18 protein-coding genes and 1 other RNA gene are annotated in these 17,673 nt (G+C 56.3%); 6 read left to right on the top strand and 13 right to left on the bottom strand.

Annotated elements, in window-relative coordinates:
* Nucleotides 1-333, top strand: an RNA gene (gene rnpB / locus ABJK70_RS08625) — RNase P RNA component class A; the annotation flags it as partial.
* Between the two features lie 114 nt (nucleotides 334-447).
* Here the strand turns inward: rnpB and ABJK70_RS08620 are convergent.
* The 7 genes from ABJK70_RS08620 to amoC form a co-directional block, all read right to left on the bottom strand.
* Nucleotides 448-1,431 (bottom strand): hypothetical protein, encoded by a 984-nt coding sequence (locus tag ABJK70_RS08620; RefSeq protein ID WP_347257781.1) that lies wholly within the window; start codon nucleotides 1,429-1,431, stop codon nucleotides 448-450.
* An 89-nt stretch (nucleotides 1,432-1,520) separates the two neighbouring features.
* Nucleotides 1,521-2,099 (bottom strand): carboxymuconolactone decarboxylase family protein, encoded by a 579-nt coding sequence (locus ABJK70_RS08615; RefSeq protein WP_347257780.1) that lies wholly within the window; start codon nucleotides 2,097-2,099, stop codon nucleotides 1,521-1,523.
* Between the two features lie 225 nt (nucleotides 2,100-2,324).
* Nucleotides 2,325-2,912: a TetR/AcrR family transcriptional regulator gene (locus ABJK70_RS08610; RefSeq protein WP_347257779.1), complete on the bottom strand. Its 588-nt coding sequence runs from the start codon at nucleotides 2,910-2,912 to the stop codon at nucleotides 2,325-2,327.
* Between the two features lie 92 nt (nucleotides 2,913-3,004).
* Nucleotides 3,005-3,445 (bottom strand): hypothetical protein, encoded by a 441-nt coding sequence (locus ABJK70_RS08605; RefSeq protein ID WP_347257778.1) that lies wholly within the window; start codon nucleotides 3,443-3,445, stop codon nucleotides 3,005-3,007.
* A gap of 91 nt (nucleotides 3,446-3,536) precedes the next feature.
* Nucleotides 3,537-3,800 (bottom strand): DUF4242 domain-containing protein, encoded by a 264-nt coding sequence (locus ABJK70_RS08600; protein ID WP_156880368.1) that lies wholly within the window; start codon nucleotides 3,798-3,800, stop codon nucleotides 3,537-3,539.
* Between the two features lie 40 nt (nucleotides 3,801-3,840).
* Nucleotides 3,841-4,200: a hypothetical protein gene (locus ABJK70_RS08595; protein WP_347257777.1), complete on the bottom strand. Its 360-nt coding sequence runs from the start codon at nucleotides 4,198-4,200 to the stop codon at nucleotides 3,841-3,843.
* 296 nt (nucleotides 4,201-4,496) lie between these two features.
* Nucleotides 4,497-5,264 (bottom strand): bacterial ammonia monooxygenase, subunit AmoC, encoded by a 768-nt coding sequence (amoC, locus tag ABJK70_RS08590; protein WP_347257776.1) that lies wholly within the window; start codon nucleotides 5,262-5,264, stop codon nucleotides 4,497-4,499.
* Nucleotides 5,265-5,632: 368 nt separating this feature from the next.
* Here amoC and ABJK70_RS08585 point away from each other — a divergent pair, with 368 nt between their 5' ends.
* The 4 genes from ABJK70_RS08585 to ABJK70_RS08570 all read left to right on the top strand — a co-directional run bounded on the left by ABJK70_RS08585 (nucleotide 5,633) and on the right by ABJK70_RS08570 (nucleotide 9,825).
* Nucleotides 5,633-6,244, top strand: coding sequence for a PKD domain-containing protein (locus ABJK70_RS08585; RefSeq protein ID WP_051331398.1), 612 nt, complete (start codon nucleotides 5,633-5,635; stop codon nucleotides 6,242-6,244).
* Between the two features lie 80 nt (nucleotides 6,245-6,324).
* The gene (locus ABJK70_RS08580; RefSeq protein ID WP_347257775.1) at nucleotides 6,325-6,465 is read left to right on the top strand and encodes a hypothetical protein; all 141 of its coding nucleotides are present in this window, start codon (nucleotides 6,325-6,327) and stop codon (nucleotides 6,463-6,465) included.
* A gap of 431 nt (nucleotides 6,466-6,896) precedes the next feature.
* Nucleotides 6,897-8,801, top strand: coding sequence for an ATP-dependent zinc metalloprotease FtsH (ftsH, locus tag ABJK70_RS08575; RefSeq protein WP_156880361.1), 1,905 nt, complete (start codon nucleotides 6,897-6,899; stop codon nucleotides 8,799-8,801).
* 82 nt (nucleotides 8,802-8,883) lie between these two features.
* On the top strand, nucleotides 8,884-9,825 hold the full coding sequence (locus ABJK70_RS08570) for a LysR family transcriptional regulator (RefSeq protein WP_347257774.1): 942 nt from the start codon (nucleotides 8,884-8,886) through the stop codon (nucleotides 9,823-9,825).
* 88 nt (nucleotides 9,826-9,913) lie between these two features.
* Here ABJK70_RS08570 and ABJK70_RS08565 read toward each other — a convergent pair whose 3' ends face one another.
* The 5 genes from ABJK70_RS08565 to ABJK70_RS08545 form a co-directional block, all read right to left on the bottom strand.
* On the bottom strand, nucleotides 9,914-12,250 hold the full coding sequence (locus tag ABJK70_RS08565; RefSeq protein WP_156880360.1) for a nitric oxide reductase activation protein NorD: 2,337 nt from the start codon (nucleotides 12,248-12,250) through the stop codon (nucleotides 9,914-9,916).
* Between the two features lie 39 nt (nucleotides 12,251-12,289).
* The gene (locus tag ABJK70_RS08560) at nucleotides 12,290-13,090 is read right to left on the bottom strand and encodes a CbbQ/NirQ/NorQ/GpvN family protein (RefSeq protein WP_077728796.1); all 801 of its coding nucleotides are present in this window, start codon (nucleotides 13,088-13,090) and stop codon (nucleotides 12,290-12,292) included.
* Between the two features lie 13 nt (nucleotides 13,091-13,103).
* Nucleotides 13,104-14,006, bottom strand: coding sequence for an alpha/beta hydrolase (locus tag ABJK70_RS08555; RefSeq protein ID WP_347257773.1), 903 nt, complete (start codon nucleotides 14,004-14,006; stop codon nucleotides 13,104-13,106).
* Nucleotides 14,007-14,087: 81 nt separating this feature from the next.
* Entirely contained in the window at nucleotides 14,088-14,447 is a 360-nt protein-coding gene (locus ABJK70_RS08550; RefSeq protein ID WP_077728794.1) for a ribulose bisphosphate carboxylase small subunit, read from the bottom strand.
* A gap of 124 nt (nucleotides 14,448-14,571) precedes the next feature.
* Nucleotides 14,572-15,993, bottom strand: a complete 1,422-nt coding sequence (locus ABJK70_RS08545; RefSeq protein WP_077728793.1) for a form I ribulose bisphosphate carboxylase large subunit — start codon at nucleotides 15,991-15,993, stop codon at nucleotides 14,572-14,574.
* 574 nt (nucleotides 15,994-16,567) lie between these two features.
* On the opposite strand from ABJK70_RS08545, the gene ABJK70_RS08540 reads away from it, so the two are divergent.
* A complete protein-coding gene (locus tag ABJK70_RS08540; RefSeq protein WP_077728792.1) occupies nucleotides 16,568-17,251 on the top strand; it encodes a VPLPA-CTERM sorting domain-containing protein in 684 nt (227 codons plus the stop codon).
* A gap of 246 nt (nucleotides 17,252-17,497) precedes the next feature.
* Here the strand turns inward: ABJK70_RS08540 and ABJK70_RS08535 are convergent.
* On the bottom strand, nucleotides 17,498-17,673 hold a 176-nt coding region (locus tag ABJK70_RS08535; RefSeq protein ID WP_347257782.1), incomplete at its 5' end, for a DUF3426 domain-containing protein.

Genomic DNA, 17,673 nt, shown 5'->3' with positions numbered 1-17,673 from the left:
GGGGAGAGGAAAGTCCGGGCTCCGCAGGGCGAGGCGCCAGGTAACGCCTGGGAGGCGAAAGCCTACGGAAAGTGCCACAGAAAATATACCGCCGCGCCTCCTTCGGGAACGCGGTAAGGGTGAAATGGTGCGGTAAGAGCGCACCGCGCTTCCGGTAACGGGAGTGGCAGGGAAAACCCCGCCTGGAGCAAGACCAAATAGGGGGGCATTGGGGGCAACCCCTAACGTGCGGCCCGCACGGCTCCCGGGTAGGTCGCTTGAGGCGCGCGGTGACGCGCGCCCTAGATGAATGACTGTCCACGACAGAACCCGGCTTATCGGCCGACTCCTCCCCATCTTCGAAATACCTAGCTGTCTAGTCTCGCAAGGACCGGAAAAGGCATCGAGATCGTGCGCAGTTTCCGCTGCAGCGCGGCATGATCATATCTTCCCGTTCCATCCAATGAATCATTCCTGAGAGCGGACTGCTGTCGACAGAAAACCGATAACTGTGCGGTTTAAGCTTGGCCATACGGAGTGCGGGTTGGAGTTCTCGCAATACCAGGTCTTTACCCCATTGGCACAGCCGGAGTAGGCGACACATCCGTTCGGCAAGGCTTCTACGGCGCGCCCGTCGCACTTGTTACACTTTGCCCACCATTCAACGGTACCTTTCCCATAACCGGGAAAAACCGTGTCTTTGGAGCTGTGCATGACCAGGACCGACAGCGGTTTGGGACAGGAACGATCCGCCAGATCATCCGCGCGGATTCCGACCGCACTCGACACAATAGCCGCCGGAATGTCGCGGGTGCCATTGACGAAGGCGATCCCCATCGAAATAGTCCCGCCATCGGAATGGCCAGTCAGGAGAATCCGGTTCTCGTCCACACACCATTTTTCCTGGATATGCCTCGGAATTCCGGCGAGCTCGATGAGGGCTTCCGGGGCCATGCGCCGATGGTCCACGTAGGCGATGATGAATCCGGCCGCCGTGGCGTCCCGCGTCAGATAGGTAAATTGCTCGTTGCGATTGCGATTCTTGCCGTGGGGTGCATAAACCATCAGCAGGGGATGGGCAACCGTAGCGTCGTAATTCACCGGAGTGCGCACGTTATAACGGATCCCGTCGGGGGTCTCCTCGTCGTCCGTGGCTCCCGCTTGGCCCGGACGGGTACCGGCTGCGCAACGTCGGGTATCCGGTCCTATCCGGTATTCGGCTTTGCTCAAAATCTGCGCTCCCAATTGATGTTCCAGATCATCGCCTACCGCGTCCTGGGCGGTTTCACCCAATCCGGTGAATGCCCCCATGAACAAGAGTGCCGCGACCATCATGATGGCCGGTCGATCGGGCTCCTTGCTCTTCCACGGCCAGACCCACCGAGGCTTGACCAATCCTACAACCAGCAGTGCGATGGACAGCAACACCAATAGTCGAAAAATTATTGCCAACCCTAAACTCATAATCTTAGACCTTTCGTGAGGGTGAGGCCGGTCGGGGCATCCGGTTCCGCCGCCGGTCATTACAAAAGGAAAACGTCTTACGTGGCTGACCGACTCTCATCAGCGAAGGCCACTTCCAGGCTTTCCGCCCATCCCGAATAGCCGATGGTGGGCAATACCTCGGCACCGGTACACCGAGCGGTGTCGGAATCGACATTTACCCCGACACCGTTCACGAAACGGTTCATGTAGTTGACGACACAGCACACGCTGACCGCATCGACGAAGGCCTTTTCGTCCCAGCCGGCGGCGAAGATGGCGTCGGCGTCTGTCTTGGTGATCCGGGTTGGGGCAAGGGTCAGCTTTTTTACATAGCGGAGGATGGGTTTCAGCTTCTCATCGACCGCGGCGGTCTCGATGTCGGCGTGAAGCTGATCGAACACCGATTCGTTGACCCCAAAGGCCACCGCGGCGGGGATATGGGAGCTGTAGCAGAAATCGCAGGAATTCAGTCCTGAGATATAGGTGAAGAGCAGTTCCCGGTCACCATTGGTCAGGGGGGATTCTTCCCGCATAATCTCGTGGATGAGGCGCAGGATCAGGCTGCCGCGCTTCGGATATTTGGCGAAAACATCCGGCAAGTTGGTTACGCCGGGGCTGGACGGTAAGAAGGACATAGCAAGTCTCCTATGGCGAGGTTTTTCTGTAGTCATCAGTGAAAAAAAAGGGCTTCTGTCTCGCATTCAGGTTTTGCGCAGCCTCCTTCTCCACGGTGTTTTATGAGTGGTAATGAGGGCGGGCGAAACGTGGACTCCATCAGATTCTTGGCACTGCTCTGTACCGAACGGTACAGAATCCGCCGAAAAACGGCGCCACCGCAGCAGGGACGCCCCATACCTCTATCAGGCGGTTTTCGTATCGAGCATCGCTAGCGCCGTGACCACCACATCTTTCAAATTCTGCCGGCATGGCGCGACGCTGCCCAGGACCTGAACACCGTAATAGGTTGCTACGAGGAACTTGGCCAAAACCCGCGGGTCCCGGTTCGGCGTAATCTCCCCGGCGACTTGGGCGCGCACCACCATGTCGAACAGGGCGTCTTCCAATTGAGCCACGCCGGCTTGCACCACCTCTGCTACGTCCGGATCGCTGCCGCGGAATTCCAGCGCGGTCTTGCCGAACAAGCAAGTGCGGCGATGGTTCAGGGTCCGCTCGATCAGCCGCTCGAACAGCCTCCGCAGACTCTCGACTGCCGAGGCTCGGTTCAGAAGCTCGCCGGACTGACGCACCAGCATCGTGGTGTCCCGGAAATGCTTGAGCGCCAGCAGAAACAATTTCCGCTTGCTGCCGAATGCCGCATAGAAGCTCCCCTTGCCGATGCCCATGGCGCGCAGCAGTTCGCTCATTGAGGCGCCTTTGTACCCTTTGCGCCAGAACACGTCCATCGCGCCGGCGATGGCTCTCTGGGTGTCGAACTCTCGTTGTCTCATACCGGCCCGCCGAAGAAAAACCTGATTCTGTTCCAAACGGTACAGAATATTGTCGCACTGGCTGGGCCGAATCAAGAACGGCGAGTGGCATTTCAGACACCGGCCTGCTCCCGTAAGCCGGCCATTCTGGCCTGAAGGAACTTGATTCCGAAGGCGATGGCCGTGACCAGAATGGCGATGAGGGCGGCGAGGAAGTCGCTGTTGATCACGTCCTCATCGATTTTAAGTCCATAGGTTCTTAGATAAGTAACCAAGAAATACGAGGGCTGCACCGTCATTGCCGAGATGATCACCGGAACGATAAACCGGTCGAGTACCTTGTATTCGGTAAGCTCCATATGATCGAAGAATAGCTTCATGGTGACATACCCCGGAATAAACATCATCATTATGGTAATACTTATGCGTACCATATAATGGGTTATCGGGACTATAGTAAATACTGACATGATCAATATAAAGATCCCGCTAAACCCGAAGATGCCCAACCACAGCAACCAGTCTTCACGGGAGAAGTGAATCGCGTCTTTCATGGATATGTCCTCGATTTCTGAATAGGGATGTGTGGACACCGGATAGTGCTGCGATAGGCTGCCTCTTTCGCTCGCCTCGACCATCCGCGAGTCAAGGATTAAGGTCAAGCACTTCTTCTATCTTATTGAATGGAAGCGATGCCGCTTCATTAGCACGCCTCACCGACTCCGCATCCTGGGCTTCGAATAAACAGGTGCAGCGGGAATCAGCCGGGTAAAAGTTAGTCCGTATGTATCTTACCCGTACGCCTTCTCGGGAAAGTTTATCGCTCGCTGTGATAGCGGCCTTTTGGGCTTCAGACAATTGTTCAGGGGTAATGCCAGACAATTGGCGCTGTACGGCATAAATTGGCATGAGTTTTCTCCGTGTTTTTGGATATATCAAATAATGGAAATCAGGTTTGATTAAGCTCCAAGCCTTCAAGAGTCCAGTTAATCCGAAGCGTATCGTCACCCTGAGATCCGCCGGTGTAATGGATATTGCACGCAAAGGCGATGTTTTTCCGCTGTCCCGAAGCGTCACGCTCCACAACGTGCGAGCTAACAAGGTAGCGTCCATTGGACAGTTGCCATACTCTGTGGCCGCTATCCGTAAATTCAATCGTGTCGGAAGCGCCTAACCGATCCTGGACGAAATGATTGCAGTGCAAGGCCGCCATTTGGCTTAGGTCTTTGCCGTCGAACGTTGATTCTTCCTGGAATACATCCGAACTCGCGACAGTCTCGACGAACGGTGAAATGACCTTCGTCTGCAAGATGTATAGTCCGATGACAAAGGCTACGAGTAGAAGGCCCGAATATCGGCTTTCCAAAAGCTTGGATAACAAACTGGGATTCGTCATGGTGGGTTTCTCCGAGACTTTAATAAGGGTTTCTGTGATCCATAAATCTCATGGTCATGGGCGTCTTTACAGCACCGTGCTCCACTCCGTCCTCTGCCGGAGGGTAAAAAAAGGCCACTGCCCAGGGATTTCCGTTTCGGACAGTGGCCTCTAACTTCAGGGTTTATGGCTGCTCAACATTTACCCGAAGAAGGCCATTCGGCTTCCGATCACGCCAATTCCGGACATAGTTCTTTCTTGATCAATTGGGCGATATCCATAACAACCAGCGAGATAACCCCCATAATGGCAAGCCCGGTCCAGCCAAATACCACAAAGCCGTAGTGCAAGGGCGCTACAAATAGCTCTTCCATGAACCAGAAGGTGTGGCCCCATTCGTTCAGTCCCACGTTCGGCAGAATCATGAACGGACCGACAACGACGACCAAATAGGCCAGGGAAAACCCGTTCTTCGCAAATGCCGGCAGGCGGGTATGCGCATACAGGAACGCGGCACCCCCGCTGATGATGTAGATCGGATAGCTCAGATAGAACTCGATGATGTGCGACGGCGTGAAGTCGGTGTCGCGCACGATCGTCTGGTGCCAGGTGCCGTCCTGTTCGGTGAAGTAGCTGCCGCCCCAGTACAGTGCCCACGCATAGCAGCACATCCAGATTCCATGCGTCATGTGGCGGTATAACTGCTCCCGCGGCGTTACGGCATCCATGTCTCGAGTCCGGGTCTTCCACAGATAGCCCCACAGAATCGAGGCGGTGATCACTTCCAGTACGATTTCGGTGTACAGGAAGTTCATCCAGTACGTCTCGAATTCCGGTGCGAACGAGTCGAGACCGGCGGACCAGCCGTAGACCCCTTCGTACCAGCGAACCCACATGTAAAACACGAGGTAGAGTCCAAGACCAAAAACGAGCCAACGCTTATCCAGCAGTGGTTTCTCTTGGGCGGCGATCCCACCCGCTTGTTGTATAGTAGCCATATATTTCCTCTTACTGATGAAATTAAACAATGATTGACGGATGAACTGGATATACCCAAGAATCATCCGGCGAAGATTCTGACATGAAATCGAACTAAAAATGCAACATTAAGGTATTAAAGATTTTAATGACGGTATCAAAAAATCTAATTTTAAAACTGTCCAAGGTTAGTCTTTAATGCAGCATCGCGGGAAGAAATTAACCGTATATTTTGAGAGTAACTCTCAGCTTATATCGAGATATTTTTATTTATCTTGGTTGGGCACTTTTGCAATAATTATTTGGCTATACAAGCGAATCTGCTCCAGAGTAACCCGCGACGCACAGACTATAATCGGCAAATACCAGGTTAACGAGGGCAAAAGATATGTGCGGAAACAGATACCTCAACAAAATAGTCTCGGCCTTGGCCGTTTTAATTCTTGCTTCATTTTCCGGGGTGATCCGCGCACATGGCGGCGGTTCTGGAATCGACGCCGATTCCTGCCGGATTGCCGTCGGGTCTCACTGGGTGCATTTCACGGCTTATCAGCCGCAACTCACGGGAACTACGGAGTACTGCAAGGCCATTCCGGACGTTGGACAGTCGACCCTGGTGTTCGACTACGAAGGTAAAGCACTACGTCGGATGACGGTTGAGTTTGAAATCACACGAGAACCTGACGGGACAAGGATGTATTACCAACCGCCGACGATCCATTCGTCTGGGTCGACCAACGCGACGATCAATTTTACGGAGCCGGGAAATTATCTCGCGCACGTTACCCTGATAAATGAGGGTGAGGAAGTGGATGCGCATGTGCCATTTTCGGTGGGTACGGCGCAAGCAGGTCCTTCTCTTCTGGCAACTTTGGCCATCACTATGCTGGTACTGGCCGTGATCTATATCCTTTATCTCACCAATGTTTCTTTCAAAGGAACCGTTGATCGCCTGTGCCGAAAGCCGGCGAGAAGTGGCACATCGGCTTTGAAGCCTTAATAAAATGTCAGCTCCCATGGAAGAAACCATGCCCTCTTCGAAGTTCGGGGCGTGCTCCGTGAGGTTTTGGGTCAATCCGATTGAGGTTTCTAACCATCGAAGGCGAGCCGCGACGTTACCTGTTCGTTGCCATCGACCGGACCACCCGCTGGGTCTATCTCACTCTCGAGGTCAACCGTACCGCCCGGAGTCCCAAGGTGTTTTTGAAATCTGTCGGCTAGGCTGCTCCCTTCCGCATTCAAACGTACCTAGCCGACAACGGCTCGGCGTTCGTCGATCATTTCATGAATTGCAGCCAGCAGTCGTCCAGCGACCATCGTCCGACCGTACCTGTGCCCTGCAAGAGATCGAACACCGCCTCATCCCGCCGCGTCGTCCGCAAACTAATGGCATGGTTAAGCGCTTCAACGGAGGTCCTGCAAAGCCATTGCTTCGATTTCCATCTAGGGCTTGGAATCCGCCCTGCGCCGCTTTATCACGCTTTACAACCATCACATTCTCCAGCGAACCTTGGGATACCTCATCCCGATTCAGGCTCTCAAACACTGGCAAACCGCATCATTTCCGCCTCTTCCATAAAGAGGTTTATAAGCAATAAGCAGGCGGGATTTGACAAGTAAACACCATAACAAACCGATGAGTGGACGAATTAATGAAAAATGCGATTCCGTGGATAATCAGTGCCATTGCACTGGCACTGCTTTTCCTCCATTTTGGTCCCCGCATGCCGGTAGATCCGGGAGTACCTTACTCGCGGTTTATCTCGGACGTACAGGAAGGGCAAGTAAAATACGTGAATATCGATGGTCAGATGATCCGAGGCATGCTCGGAACCGGCGAGAAGTTCACCACTTACAGTCCTGGCGACGACCACCTGGTGGACGACTTGTTGAAGAATCACGTCGAGATCAAGGCTCAGCCGCCGGAATCCCAATCACTGCTGATGCAGATCTTTATCTCGTGGTTCCCGATGTTGCTGCTGATCGCCGTGTGGATTTTCTTCATGCGCCAGATGCAAGGCGGCACGGGCGGAAGGGGGGCTATGTCCTTCGGTAAAAGTCGAGCCCGGCTTATCGAAGAAGATCAAGTCAAGGTGACGTTCGCCGACGTCGCAGGCGTTGAGGAGGCTAAGGAAGATGTCCAGGAGATGGTTGACTTCCTCAAGGACCCGAGCAAGTTCCAGAAGCTGGGTGGCAAAATCCCGCGCGGGGCTCTGATGGTGGGCCCTCCGGGTACCGGTAAGACCTTATTGGCCCGGGCGATTGCCGGAGAGGCCAAGGTTCCGTTCTTCTCCATCTCCGGTTCGGATTTCGTCGAAATGTTCGTGGGCGTGGGCGCCTCCCGCGTACGTGACATGTTCGAAACAGCGAAGAAAAATGCGCCGTGCATCATCTTCATCGATGAAATCGATGCGGTAGGCCGCCATCGCGGTGCCGGTTTGGGCGGCGGTCATGACGAGCGCGAGCAGACCCTTAACCAATTGCTCGTCGAAATGGACGGTTTTGAAGGAAACGAAGGCATCATTGTCATCGCGGCCACCAACCGTCCCGATGTCTTGGATCCTGCGCTATTGCGGCCGGGCCGCTTCGATCGTCAGGTCGTCGTTGGGCTTCCCGACGTTCGGGGCCGCGAGCAGATCTTGAAGGTTCACATGAAGCGAGTGCCGATCGCCGACAACGTCGAGGTTCAATATCTGGCGCGCGGGACGCCCGGCTTCTCCGGCGCGGATCTGGCAAACCTGGTCAACGAAGCGGCGTTGTTCGCGGCCCGTAAGAACAAGCGCAATGTCGACATGGAGGATTTCGAGAAAGCCAAGGACAAAATCCTCATGGGTGTGGAACGCAAGTCCATGGTCATGAGCGACGAAGAGAAGCAACTCACTGCTTATCATGAGGCAGGCCATGCCATCGTAGGACGGCTAGTCCCCGAGCATGACCCCGTATACAAGGTCAGTATCATGCCGCGCGGCCGGGCCCTGGGAATCACCATGTTCTTGCCGGAGCGCGACCAGTACAGTGCGAGTAAGCAGAAATTGGAAAGCCAGATTTCGAGTTTGTTCGGCGGACGTATTGCGGAAGAGATTATTTTCGGCAAGGAACGAGTGACGACCGGCGCTCAGAACGATATCGAGCGCGCCACCACTCTGGCGCGTAACATGGTTACCCGCTGGGGTCTCTCGGAGCGCTTAGGGCCGCTGGCATATAGCGAGGAAGAGGGTGAAGTGTTTTTGGGACGCTCCGTCACGAAACACAAGATGGTGTCCGAGGAAACCGCTCATTTGATCGATGAAGAAATTCGCTCGGTGATCGATCGCAATTACGAGCGTTCGGAGCGTATGCTGCGGGAAAACATGGAAAAGTTGCATCTCATGGCGGAAGCTTTGATCAAGTACGAGACGATTGATCGTTTCCAAATTGACGACATCATGGATGGTAAGGTTCCGCGTCCGCCGCAAAGCTGGGGCGAAGCGCCTCCGAGCGGCGGTGCTACGGGCCTGGGATCGAAGGAGACATCCAAGGGCAAGGGAACTTTCGGCAAGATTGCCGAACAATACTGAAGTCCAATTCCGGCTGGACAGCTGGTTTAAGCTAAGGTATCCAACGGCCGGTCGTATTTAACGACACTAGCAGTTTTCAAACATGTTAAATCTGAGACACCTCGATTTCACCATGCTGCTGGCCTTCGATCTGTTGATGCAGGAACTCAACGTTTCACGGGCCGCCGAAAAGATGTTTATTACCCAGTCGGCCATGAGCCAAATCCTGCAGCGGCTTCGGCAACAGTTCGACGATCCTTTGCTAGTGAGGACACCGACGGGCATGAAGCCCACGGAACGCGCCTCGGCATTGCTCGAGCCCGTCCGCTCGGTCCTGCGAAACGCGGAACATATCCTCAAGTCGCCGGCTCAATTCGATCCTGCTACGAGCCACGAACGATTCATCCTGGCCGGATCGGACTATTTCGAGTTTCTTGTCTTGCCCCGCCTGATCGAGCGGGTGTGCAACCTCGCTCCTCGGATCGAGATTCATGTGCAACGGCCAGACACTGGTTCGCTCGAGGCCCGGTTGCAGAATCAGGAGATCGATTTGATTTTAGGCTTTCAGGCGATGTTGAAGCTGCCGGCGCATTTGAATTGGGTGCGGCTTTTCGATGACACTATAGTTTGCATCGCCCGCCGTGACTATGCTGGTGTTGAAGATGAAATCACTCTGGAGGAATACCTACAAAGGAATCAGTTGCTGATCTCCTCTTGCGATCTGAATGCACAGATTGTCGAACGCTGGCTAATGAAACAGGGTTTGGAGAGACGAGTCGCCGTGGTCGTGCCGAATTTTCTCTCGGCTCCTTTTACCGTCGCAACGACGGACCTTTTGCTTTCGTTACCCCGGCGAATCGCTGAAGCTTGTATCAAGTCCTCGCCATTGAAACTCGTCCAGGTCCCCTTCGGTCTGCCGGCCTATGACTTCGTCGTGGCTTGGCACCCATTGAGAGATAAAGATCCTGCTCATCAATGGTTAAGGGAACAGATCCTCGAGGTCAGTCGGGAAATTGATCTGTGCCCCCTGGATCAGTGGGATTAGGATCGGTCTCCTGGCTCCCGGGAGACCGGGGACTCTGGCGGAATCCAGGCTGGCACGGCTCCGGTCGATCTTATTCGGATAGTGTACATCAGCCGGTCAAACTCACGAACAAGGCCGGCAAGCGCTCCGGCAATCGCTGCACATGATCGACGACAGTGTAGCGATTCGGGCCGAAGATTCTGGATACATATTCGTCCGCTTCGGGGTCTAGAGTGAGGCAATAGCTCGTCACACCCGCGGTCGCCAGTTCCTCCACCGCTTTCTTGGTGTCGAACCGCAGATATTGCGGATCGCGCTCGTCGATATCCGCCGGCTCGCCGTCCGACACCAAGAGCAGCAATTTTTTCTGCTGCGGCTGTCTGAGCAGAAACTTTCCGGCATGACGAAGCGCCGCCCCCATCCGCGTCGAGAGCCCACCCTGCATGCCCGCCAGCCGCGCTTTCGCCTGATCGTCGAAGGCTTGATCGAAATCCTTGAAACGGTAGTACTGCACATCGTGCCGCCCGTCCGAAGCGAACCCATGAATGGCGAAAGGATCGCCGATGCCGTCGATGGCCCAAGCCAGCAAGGTGGTCGCCTCACGCGCAAGCTGGATGACCGCCCGGTCCGATCCGGGCAGGATCTCGTTGGTCGATGCCGATAGATCGAGAAGCACCAGCACCGCCAAATCCCGCGTCTTCCGGATGTAGCGGATATTGATGCGCGGGTCCGGCATCTCACCCATGCGGATGTCGATCATGGCGCGAATGGCGGCGTTGAGATCGATCTCGTCGCCGTCCTCCTGCCGCCGCTGGCGGACCAAACCCCGCGGCTGCAAGGCATCGATGATGTGCTTGAGGCGGCTGGCGACGGGCTTGTACTCCACCAGGATCTGCTCGATCAGTTCCTGCTCCCCCCTGGGCTGCCGTTTTTCCAAAACGGTCGCCCAATTGGGGCGGTGCAACTGTACCTGGTAGTCCCACTCGGGGTAATGATAAGGATCGCTGACCGGCTCCTTGCCTTCCAGTTCATTGATGGTGCAGCCTTCCTGATCCAAATGGAACGGCGTCTCCAGGGTCCAGACCTCCTGGGCATCGTCCCCCGCCAGTTCGCAGTCCACCTCGTTGACCATCTCCATGACCGAAACCTTCCTGCGGACCTGGCGCTCGCTGGCCGGTGCGTATTCCGCCTGTTCCCAGAACTGCTCGGCGAACGCCCAGATGAACCGGTTGTCGTCGCGGTACGGGATAGCTATGCCCTCCAGGATGCGCAACGACGGGAGCGCGAGTCGATCCTTGACCTTGTTATATAGCGTTACACCCAGATCCCAGCTGATTTGGTTGTCATCAGGACGAGCCGCAAAGACTTCCCGGAAGGCCGCTACCGTCTCCCGAATCAGGCTATCCTCGGTTTCGAGTTCCGCATCGAGCAGCGCATGGGCCAAGCGCTCCAAGAAAGACAGAGCGGGATCGCGGCTTTCCCGACCTTCGGCATCCGCCTCATGCAACGGAAGCCAGAGCTGCCGGAGCCCTGGAAACTGCCGGATGGCCAGATGCTCGACACGGGCATCCTCGATCAGACCGATCATGAACATCTGCACCGGATTCAACGCTTCCGCCGAGATCGGCTTCTTGGTGTAGGCGAGATGCGCGGCGGCGTGGGCGCAGGCAGCACGGTACAGCTCCTTGCCGGAAATGCCGCCGTAATCGTCGAAAGCATCGGGCAGGTAGATGACCGGAAACTCGATGAAAGGCTTGAGTCCTTCGCGCGTTTCATAATCGCCGGCCGTCGGGCGCAAATGGAAATCGCGGCCCCACAACGCGCGCAGATAGAAGTTCAGCTTGCGCTGGGTATCGACGAACAGCGTGCCGCGGCGTTCCTTCTGGAGCACCGCGAGGCTGTCCGCCGTTTCGAGACCGAAATATTTGGCCAGGTTTTCGAAATCGCGCCCGTGCGCCTGTGCGCCCCAGAGCGCCCAGCGGCGCAGCCCGCCCAGCGTCAACTTATCGAATAGCTGGTCGAGGTGCTGAAGCATCGGGCGCAATCCGCGTGGTGCTTTCGCCGAAAGCTGATGGACCAGGGCCAGATACTGGCGCAGCAAGTCGGCATCGCCCAGCCGGCTGGCCGCCGTGGGCAGGCTGTCGAACAGCGCGGCGATCACGCCCCCGCTGACCATGGAGGCCAGCTTCATCACCGAGGTCACCACATCGGGAATGATTTCGTCGCCCACTTCCTTGGCGACCAGGGGCATTTCCTGGATATAGGACACCACCAGTTCGGACCCGCGTCCCAGTTCCGAAAGCACGCGGGCACCCTCGATATAATTGCGCAAGCCGCCCGGCGACATCACCCGCCCCGCTTCGTGGAAGCTGGCCTCTAGGGTGTCCTTGATATGCGGCTCGACCCGCTCCAGGTATTCGCGGTAGTCTTCCAGGTTGATGCTCATGGCTCGCCTCGTCTTGCCCCGCAGCGGCTTAGTCCTTTTTTAGAAAAACGTAGCAACCGCTGCGTCCAGAGTATCCCGCATGTCCGGATCATCGGTCAGGGGGCGAACCAAGGTCATCTGACATGCCGCCCTCGGTTCGACGCCCTTCGCGATCAGCTGCCCCGCATACACTAGAAGACGCGTCGAAATTCCCTCGTCCAAACCATGGCCCTTGAGATTGCGGGCTCGATGAGCAATCTGCACCAGCTTCTCTGCGGTTTTCGGGTCGACGCCGGTTTCGTGGGAAATCACTTCGGTTTCCACTTCGGTCTTCGGGTAATTGAAATCCAGGGCGCCGAAGCGTTGCTTGGTGGATTGCTTCAAGTCCTTCAAAAGGTTTTGATAGCCGGGATTGTAGGAAATGACCAACTGGAAATCGGGATGCGCATGCACCAACTCGCCTTTCTTGTCGAGCGGCATGGTCCGGCGATGATCGGTCAAAGGGTGTATGACCACCGTCGTGTCCTGGCGCGCTTCGACCACCTCGTCCAGGTAACAAATCGCACCGATCCTGGCCGCCGTGGTCAATGGCCCGTCCTGCCAGCGCGTGCCGGTGGCGTCGAGCAGGAAACGTCCAATCAGGTCGGAGGCCGTCATGTCCTCGTTGCAGGCGACGGTAATCAACGGCCGCTTCAGCTTCCAAGCCATGAACTCGATGAAACGGGTCTTGCCGCAACCGGTCGGGCCTTTCAGCATGACCGGCATCCGCGCGGCATAGGCGGCCTCGAATAACTCGATCTCGTTAGAGACCGGCCGGTAATAGGGTTGTTCTTCGATAAAATACTGTTCGGAGATGGTCATCGCTCAATCCTCTTCACGGATTTCCACGTTTTATCGACTCGATTAACGTTTTGATAATTTCGTCCGCACGGTTTATCGGCAGAGAAAAATGGCCCTCGCCCGGAAATGTAAAAACCTGAGCGTGGGGAAGTCGTTCGGCGAGCGCCAGCGCGTGGGATAACGGCACGGTAACATCCGCTTCGCCGTGCCAGAACGTAGTCGGCATTCGGATCTGCGCGAGGTCAATCCCCCAGTCGTGAGCATACAAAATCATGTCCTGTACTGCTCCCTCCCCGCCCGAACGCAAGGCCTCCCGCACCGAGGCGCAGAGGGCCGCTTTAATCTCCGGGCGCGTCAAGGTCGACCGGTCGGAAGCCGGACTGCCTAAAGCCAGTAGAGACAGCGCCACTTCGGGGCTTCGGAAAATCAGGCGTCCGAGGAACTCTCCGTAAATCAAACGCAGCATCCGGGGTGCGCTACGGGCCGCGCCGAATCCGAACCGTGCCGGCCAATGCATAGCCTGCGTCGCTTCCGGATCTTCCAATAGCCCGAGACCGCAGATGATCCCGACCGCCTGTACCCGGTCCGGCAGCTGCGCGGCGAGGGCCAGCCCGTAAGGTCCCCCGCCGGACGTGCCCAGCACTGAGAACCGTTCGATGCCCAGATAATCAGCCAATTGAGCGACGTCGTCAGCCCAACTCCCGATAGTGCGCGCCGGCTTCAAATCCGACAGTCCGTAGCCGGGACGATCGGGGGCGATAATGCGTGCCCGCTGACGTTCGGCCGCCTGCGCAATGAGGACGCTCTCCAGCCGGGAGGCGGGGAACCCGTGGCAGTAGACGACCGGCATTCCGCCGGGATCACCGACCTCGGCGAAGCCGAGCCTGCGCCCGTCTTTGAGCGTAACGCTCCGATCAAGTCGCTTGCTTAAGTCCATACCTTTTTGAATCGCCATCTCGAAAAAAAGCCCCGGCCTGCATTCACAGAACGGGGCTTTCGAACCTAAGCCTGGCTGCGCCTAGGCTTTGATCGGCCCCCGGTAAATCACCATGGCAGCGCCTTGCGACTGCTTGAAGTTGTCGTAGCCGACCAACCGCACATGGTTGTTCGGATGCGCCTTATGACAGGCCTCCGCTTCCGCCAGAATACGGTCCACATCGGTTTCGCCGAACATCGGCAACTTCCACATATACCAGTAGTGGTCGAAGGCGTTCTCCGGTTCGGTATGCTCGATGGCCGGATTCCAGCCCTTGCTGACGATGTATTCCACCTGTTTTCGGATATTGGCGGCGTCCATCGGCGGCAAATAGGAGAAAGTTTCGAATTTTCGGCTCGAAACATCGGTCAGGCTGGATTTGTAATCTTGCATTTCACTCATGATTGTTCCAATCCTCGTTCATTGATCGCTTGAGCAATCCCCTCCCGTTTCAGAGGGGACTGCTTTCTAGCGACGTTCGGTTCTTCAACGGTATCGCTTCAAATCAGTCGGACTGTCCGGGCGATTACTTGTGCGCCACGTCGAGTTTGTCAACCGTATCGAACTCGAACTTGATTTCCTTCCAGGTTTCCAATGCAGCCTTGAGCTCGGGGCTGTCCTTGGCCGCGGATGTCAGAATCTCCTTGCCTTCTTTCTCGAGCTGACGGCCCTGGTTGCGGGCTTCGACGCAAGCTTCCAGAGCAACGCGGTTGGCTGCGGCGCCCGCCGCGTTGCCCCACGGATGGCCGAGAGTACCGCCGCCGAACTGGAACACGGCGTCATCGCCGAAAATCGACAACAGCGCCGGCATGTGCCAGACATGGATACCGCCCGAAGCGACGGCGAACGCTCCCGGCATGGCGCCCCAATCCTGATCGAAGAAGATGCCTCTAGAGCGATCCTCCTTGATGTAGCGCTCGCGAAGCAGATCGATCCAGCCCAAGGTGGACGCCCGATCGCCTTCCAGCTTGCCGACGACGGTGCCGGTGTGCAGGTGATCGCCGCCCGATAGTCTCAGAATCTTGGTCAACACACGGAAATGGATGCCATGATTCGGGTTGCGGTCGATCACGGCGTGCATGGCACGGTGGATATGCAGGAGAACGCCGTTGTCGCGGCACCAGTTGGCAAGACCCGTATTGGCGCAGAACCCTCCGGTAATGTAGTCGTGCATGATGATGGGCGCACCGATTTCCTTGGCGTATTCCGCACGCTTGTACATTTCTTCCGGGGTCGGCGCGGTCACGTTCAGGTAATGGCCCTTGCGTTCCCCCGTTTCGCGCTCCGCCTTATGGATGGCTTCCATGACGAAATCGAAGCGTTGCTTCCAGCGCATGAACGGCTGGCTGTTTACGTTCTCGTCATCCTTGGTGAAGTCCAGGCCGCCGCGCAGGCACTCGTAAACCGCGCGTCCGTAGTTCTTCGCGGACAGCCCCAGTTTCGGCTTGATGGTGCAGCCCAAGAGCGGACGGCCGTACTTATTCATGATGTCGCGCTCGACCTGAATGCCGTGGGGCGGACCGCCGCAGGTCATCACATAAGCAATCGGGAAGCGCACGTCTTCCAGGCGCAATCCGCGGACGGCCTTGAAGCCGAACACGTTGCCGACCAGAGAAGTGAAAACGTTTACCACCGACCCTTCCTCGAACAGATCGATCGGATAAGCGATGAAGGCATAGAACTGCTCGTCGCTGCCCGGAACGTCTTCGATGCGGTAGGCGCGGCCTTTGTAATAGTCGAGATCGGTCAGAAGGTCGGTCCAAACCGTAGTCCAGGTGCCGGTGGACGATTCTGCGGCGACTGCCGCTGCCGCTTCCTCGCGAGGCACGCCAGGCTGAGGCGTAATTTTGAATACGGCCAAGATATCGGTATCCGCCGGGGTGTAATCCGGCATCCAGTAGGTCTCGCGGTATTCTTTTACGCCCGCGCTATAGGTCTTTACAGCCATACTTTCCTCCTACCACATCTGTGGATTGTTCTCAGGAATGTTTTTCTGGTCCTACTTGGACCGCAAATCGTATTGTCCTTTCACAGCGAGAAACTATAAGCCGTTCCGTTCATAAAAAAAATTCAGTTGTTATGATTACTGTAATAAGACTTACTTATACTAAATGACCAACGTTTGGAGCCCTGACACAAAGGAATGCCCAGGGTCGCCGGATAGAATAAGCCAAGAACTTTCGGCGCTCCAAGGAAGATTTGCCCGATTCGGACGCGAATCGGCTGTTGTCTCAAACGGCGCGCACCGCCCAATCGCTTCGCCTTCGTTCCGTCGCCTCCTCCCTCGGAATACAACTTCAACCGTCGAAACCGGCTTCCCGCTCTCTCAAATGCTTCGAAGGCATCCGTCGCAAACGTGAGGCGGAACGTAAAACCTTGCTCACAATCGGGAACTCTGGCGATTCAAGTGCGTCAACACCGTTACGGGCTCACGCTCGTAACCGGGATCAGGGATAGTCCGGATAGACCCGGTTTGTATCCGCCGACCGAATTGGCCAAACTGGATTTTCAAGGAGAGAATCATGAGACTCGCACCGCTTTATTTGGGAGCGGCATTGGCCGTGACGGGCCAATCCCAGGCAGCATCCTATTTCCTGGACCAAACGAACATCGACCAAGCCCCCTTTACCGACGGAACGAATTACTTGACGGTGAATGTGGGCACATCGGGGAACGATGTTACCTTTGACGTCGATGCACTGAATGATCCGGGCCAGCCATTTGCGGACAAGGAATTATCCAATTTCGGCATCCAATCGTTCGGGTTCAATCTGGCAAACGGAACCAGCTTGGAATCGGACAATATCACCGGTTTACCCGCCGGCTGGAACGTCGATTTCAACCGGACACTAAACGGATTCGGCAGATTCGACGTAGTCGTGTCGGGCACCGGGAGTAACCGCCAGGAGCCGCTCAGCTTTAGCATCACCGACATCAACGGCGATACGCCCGACTCCTACCACGCCCCCTCTACCGGAACTGCGGACCAAGGAAACGCTTGGTACGCCGCCCACGTGACGGACTTTTCAGGCCCCGAACCGGCCATGAACGGCAACCAGAACGGCGAGATCACGAGCGGCTATTTCGGCGGCGGCGACGGCCCGGGAGTAGCGCCGTCGCCCGTTCCGGTTCCCGGCGCGGTCTGGCTGTTCGGCTCGGCCATCGCCGGGCTGGGCCTGATCTCAAGACGTTCCCGCAAAATCTAAAGACTCGGGCTCGCATTCCGAGGTCCGTGTTTCAAGAGGATGCTAGCCAAGCGGCTGAAATAAGCCCATTTAATGCCGCCTGCCCGAAATTTAGCGGAGTGCCGATTTCTTTTCATTTCCAGGCAGGCGGCCTCGCCCATCAACAGCAAGGTTCGGGCTCGACTCACCCGTTTGCCTGTGCGCATTCTTGCAGCTGATTTGACGTCCGATAGCTATTTCGCTATCGGAAAGCATGAAAGACCCGGATCAGAGCAGTTCGAACGTGAAGCCGCCCACGTCGTTAGTGGGTTTGGCCAATAGCAAGCGAATTTCAAACGGTTTGCCGACAGGCATCAGCGAGGTTTTTTCCCCTTCGGGAAGATATTCCGCAGGCGTGAATATCCGCTCCGCCACCGGGCTTCCGTTGAGTTCGGTGAGAACCA

It is taken from the genome of Methylocaldum sp., from assembly GCF_039794385.1.
Lineage (GTDB): Bacteria > Pseudomonadota > Gammaproteobacteria > Methylococcales > Methylococcaceae > Methylocaldum.
This window is presented reverse-complemented; position numbering and strand designations above follow the sequence as displayed.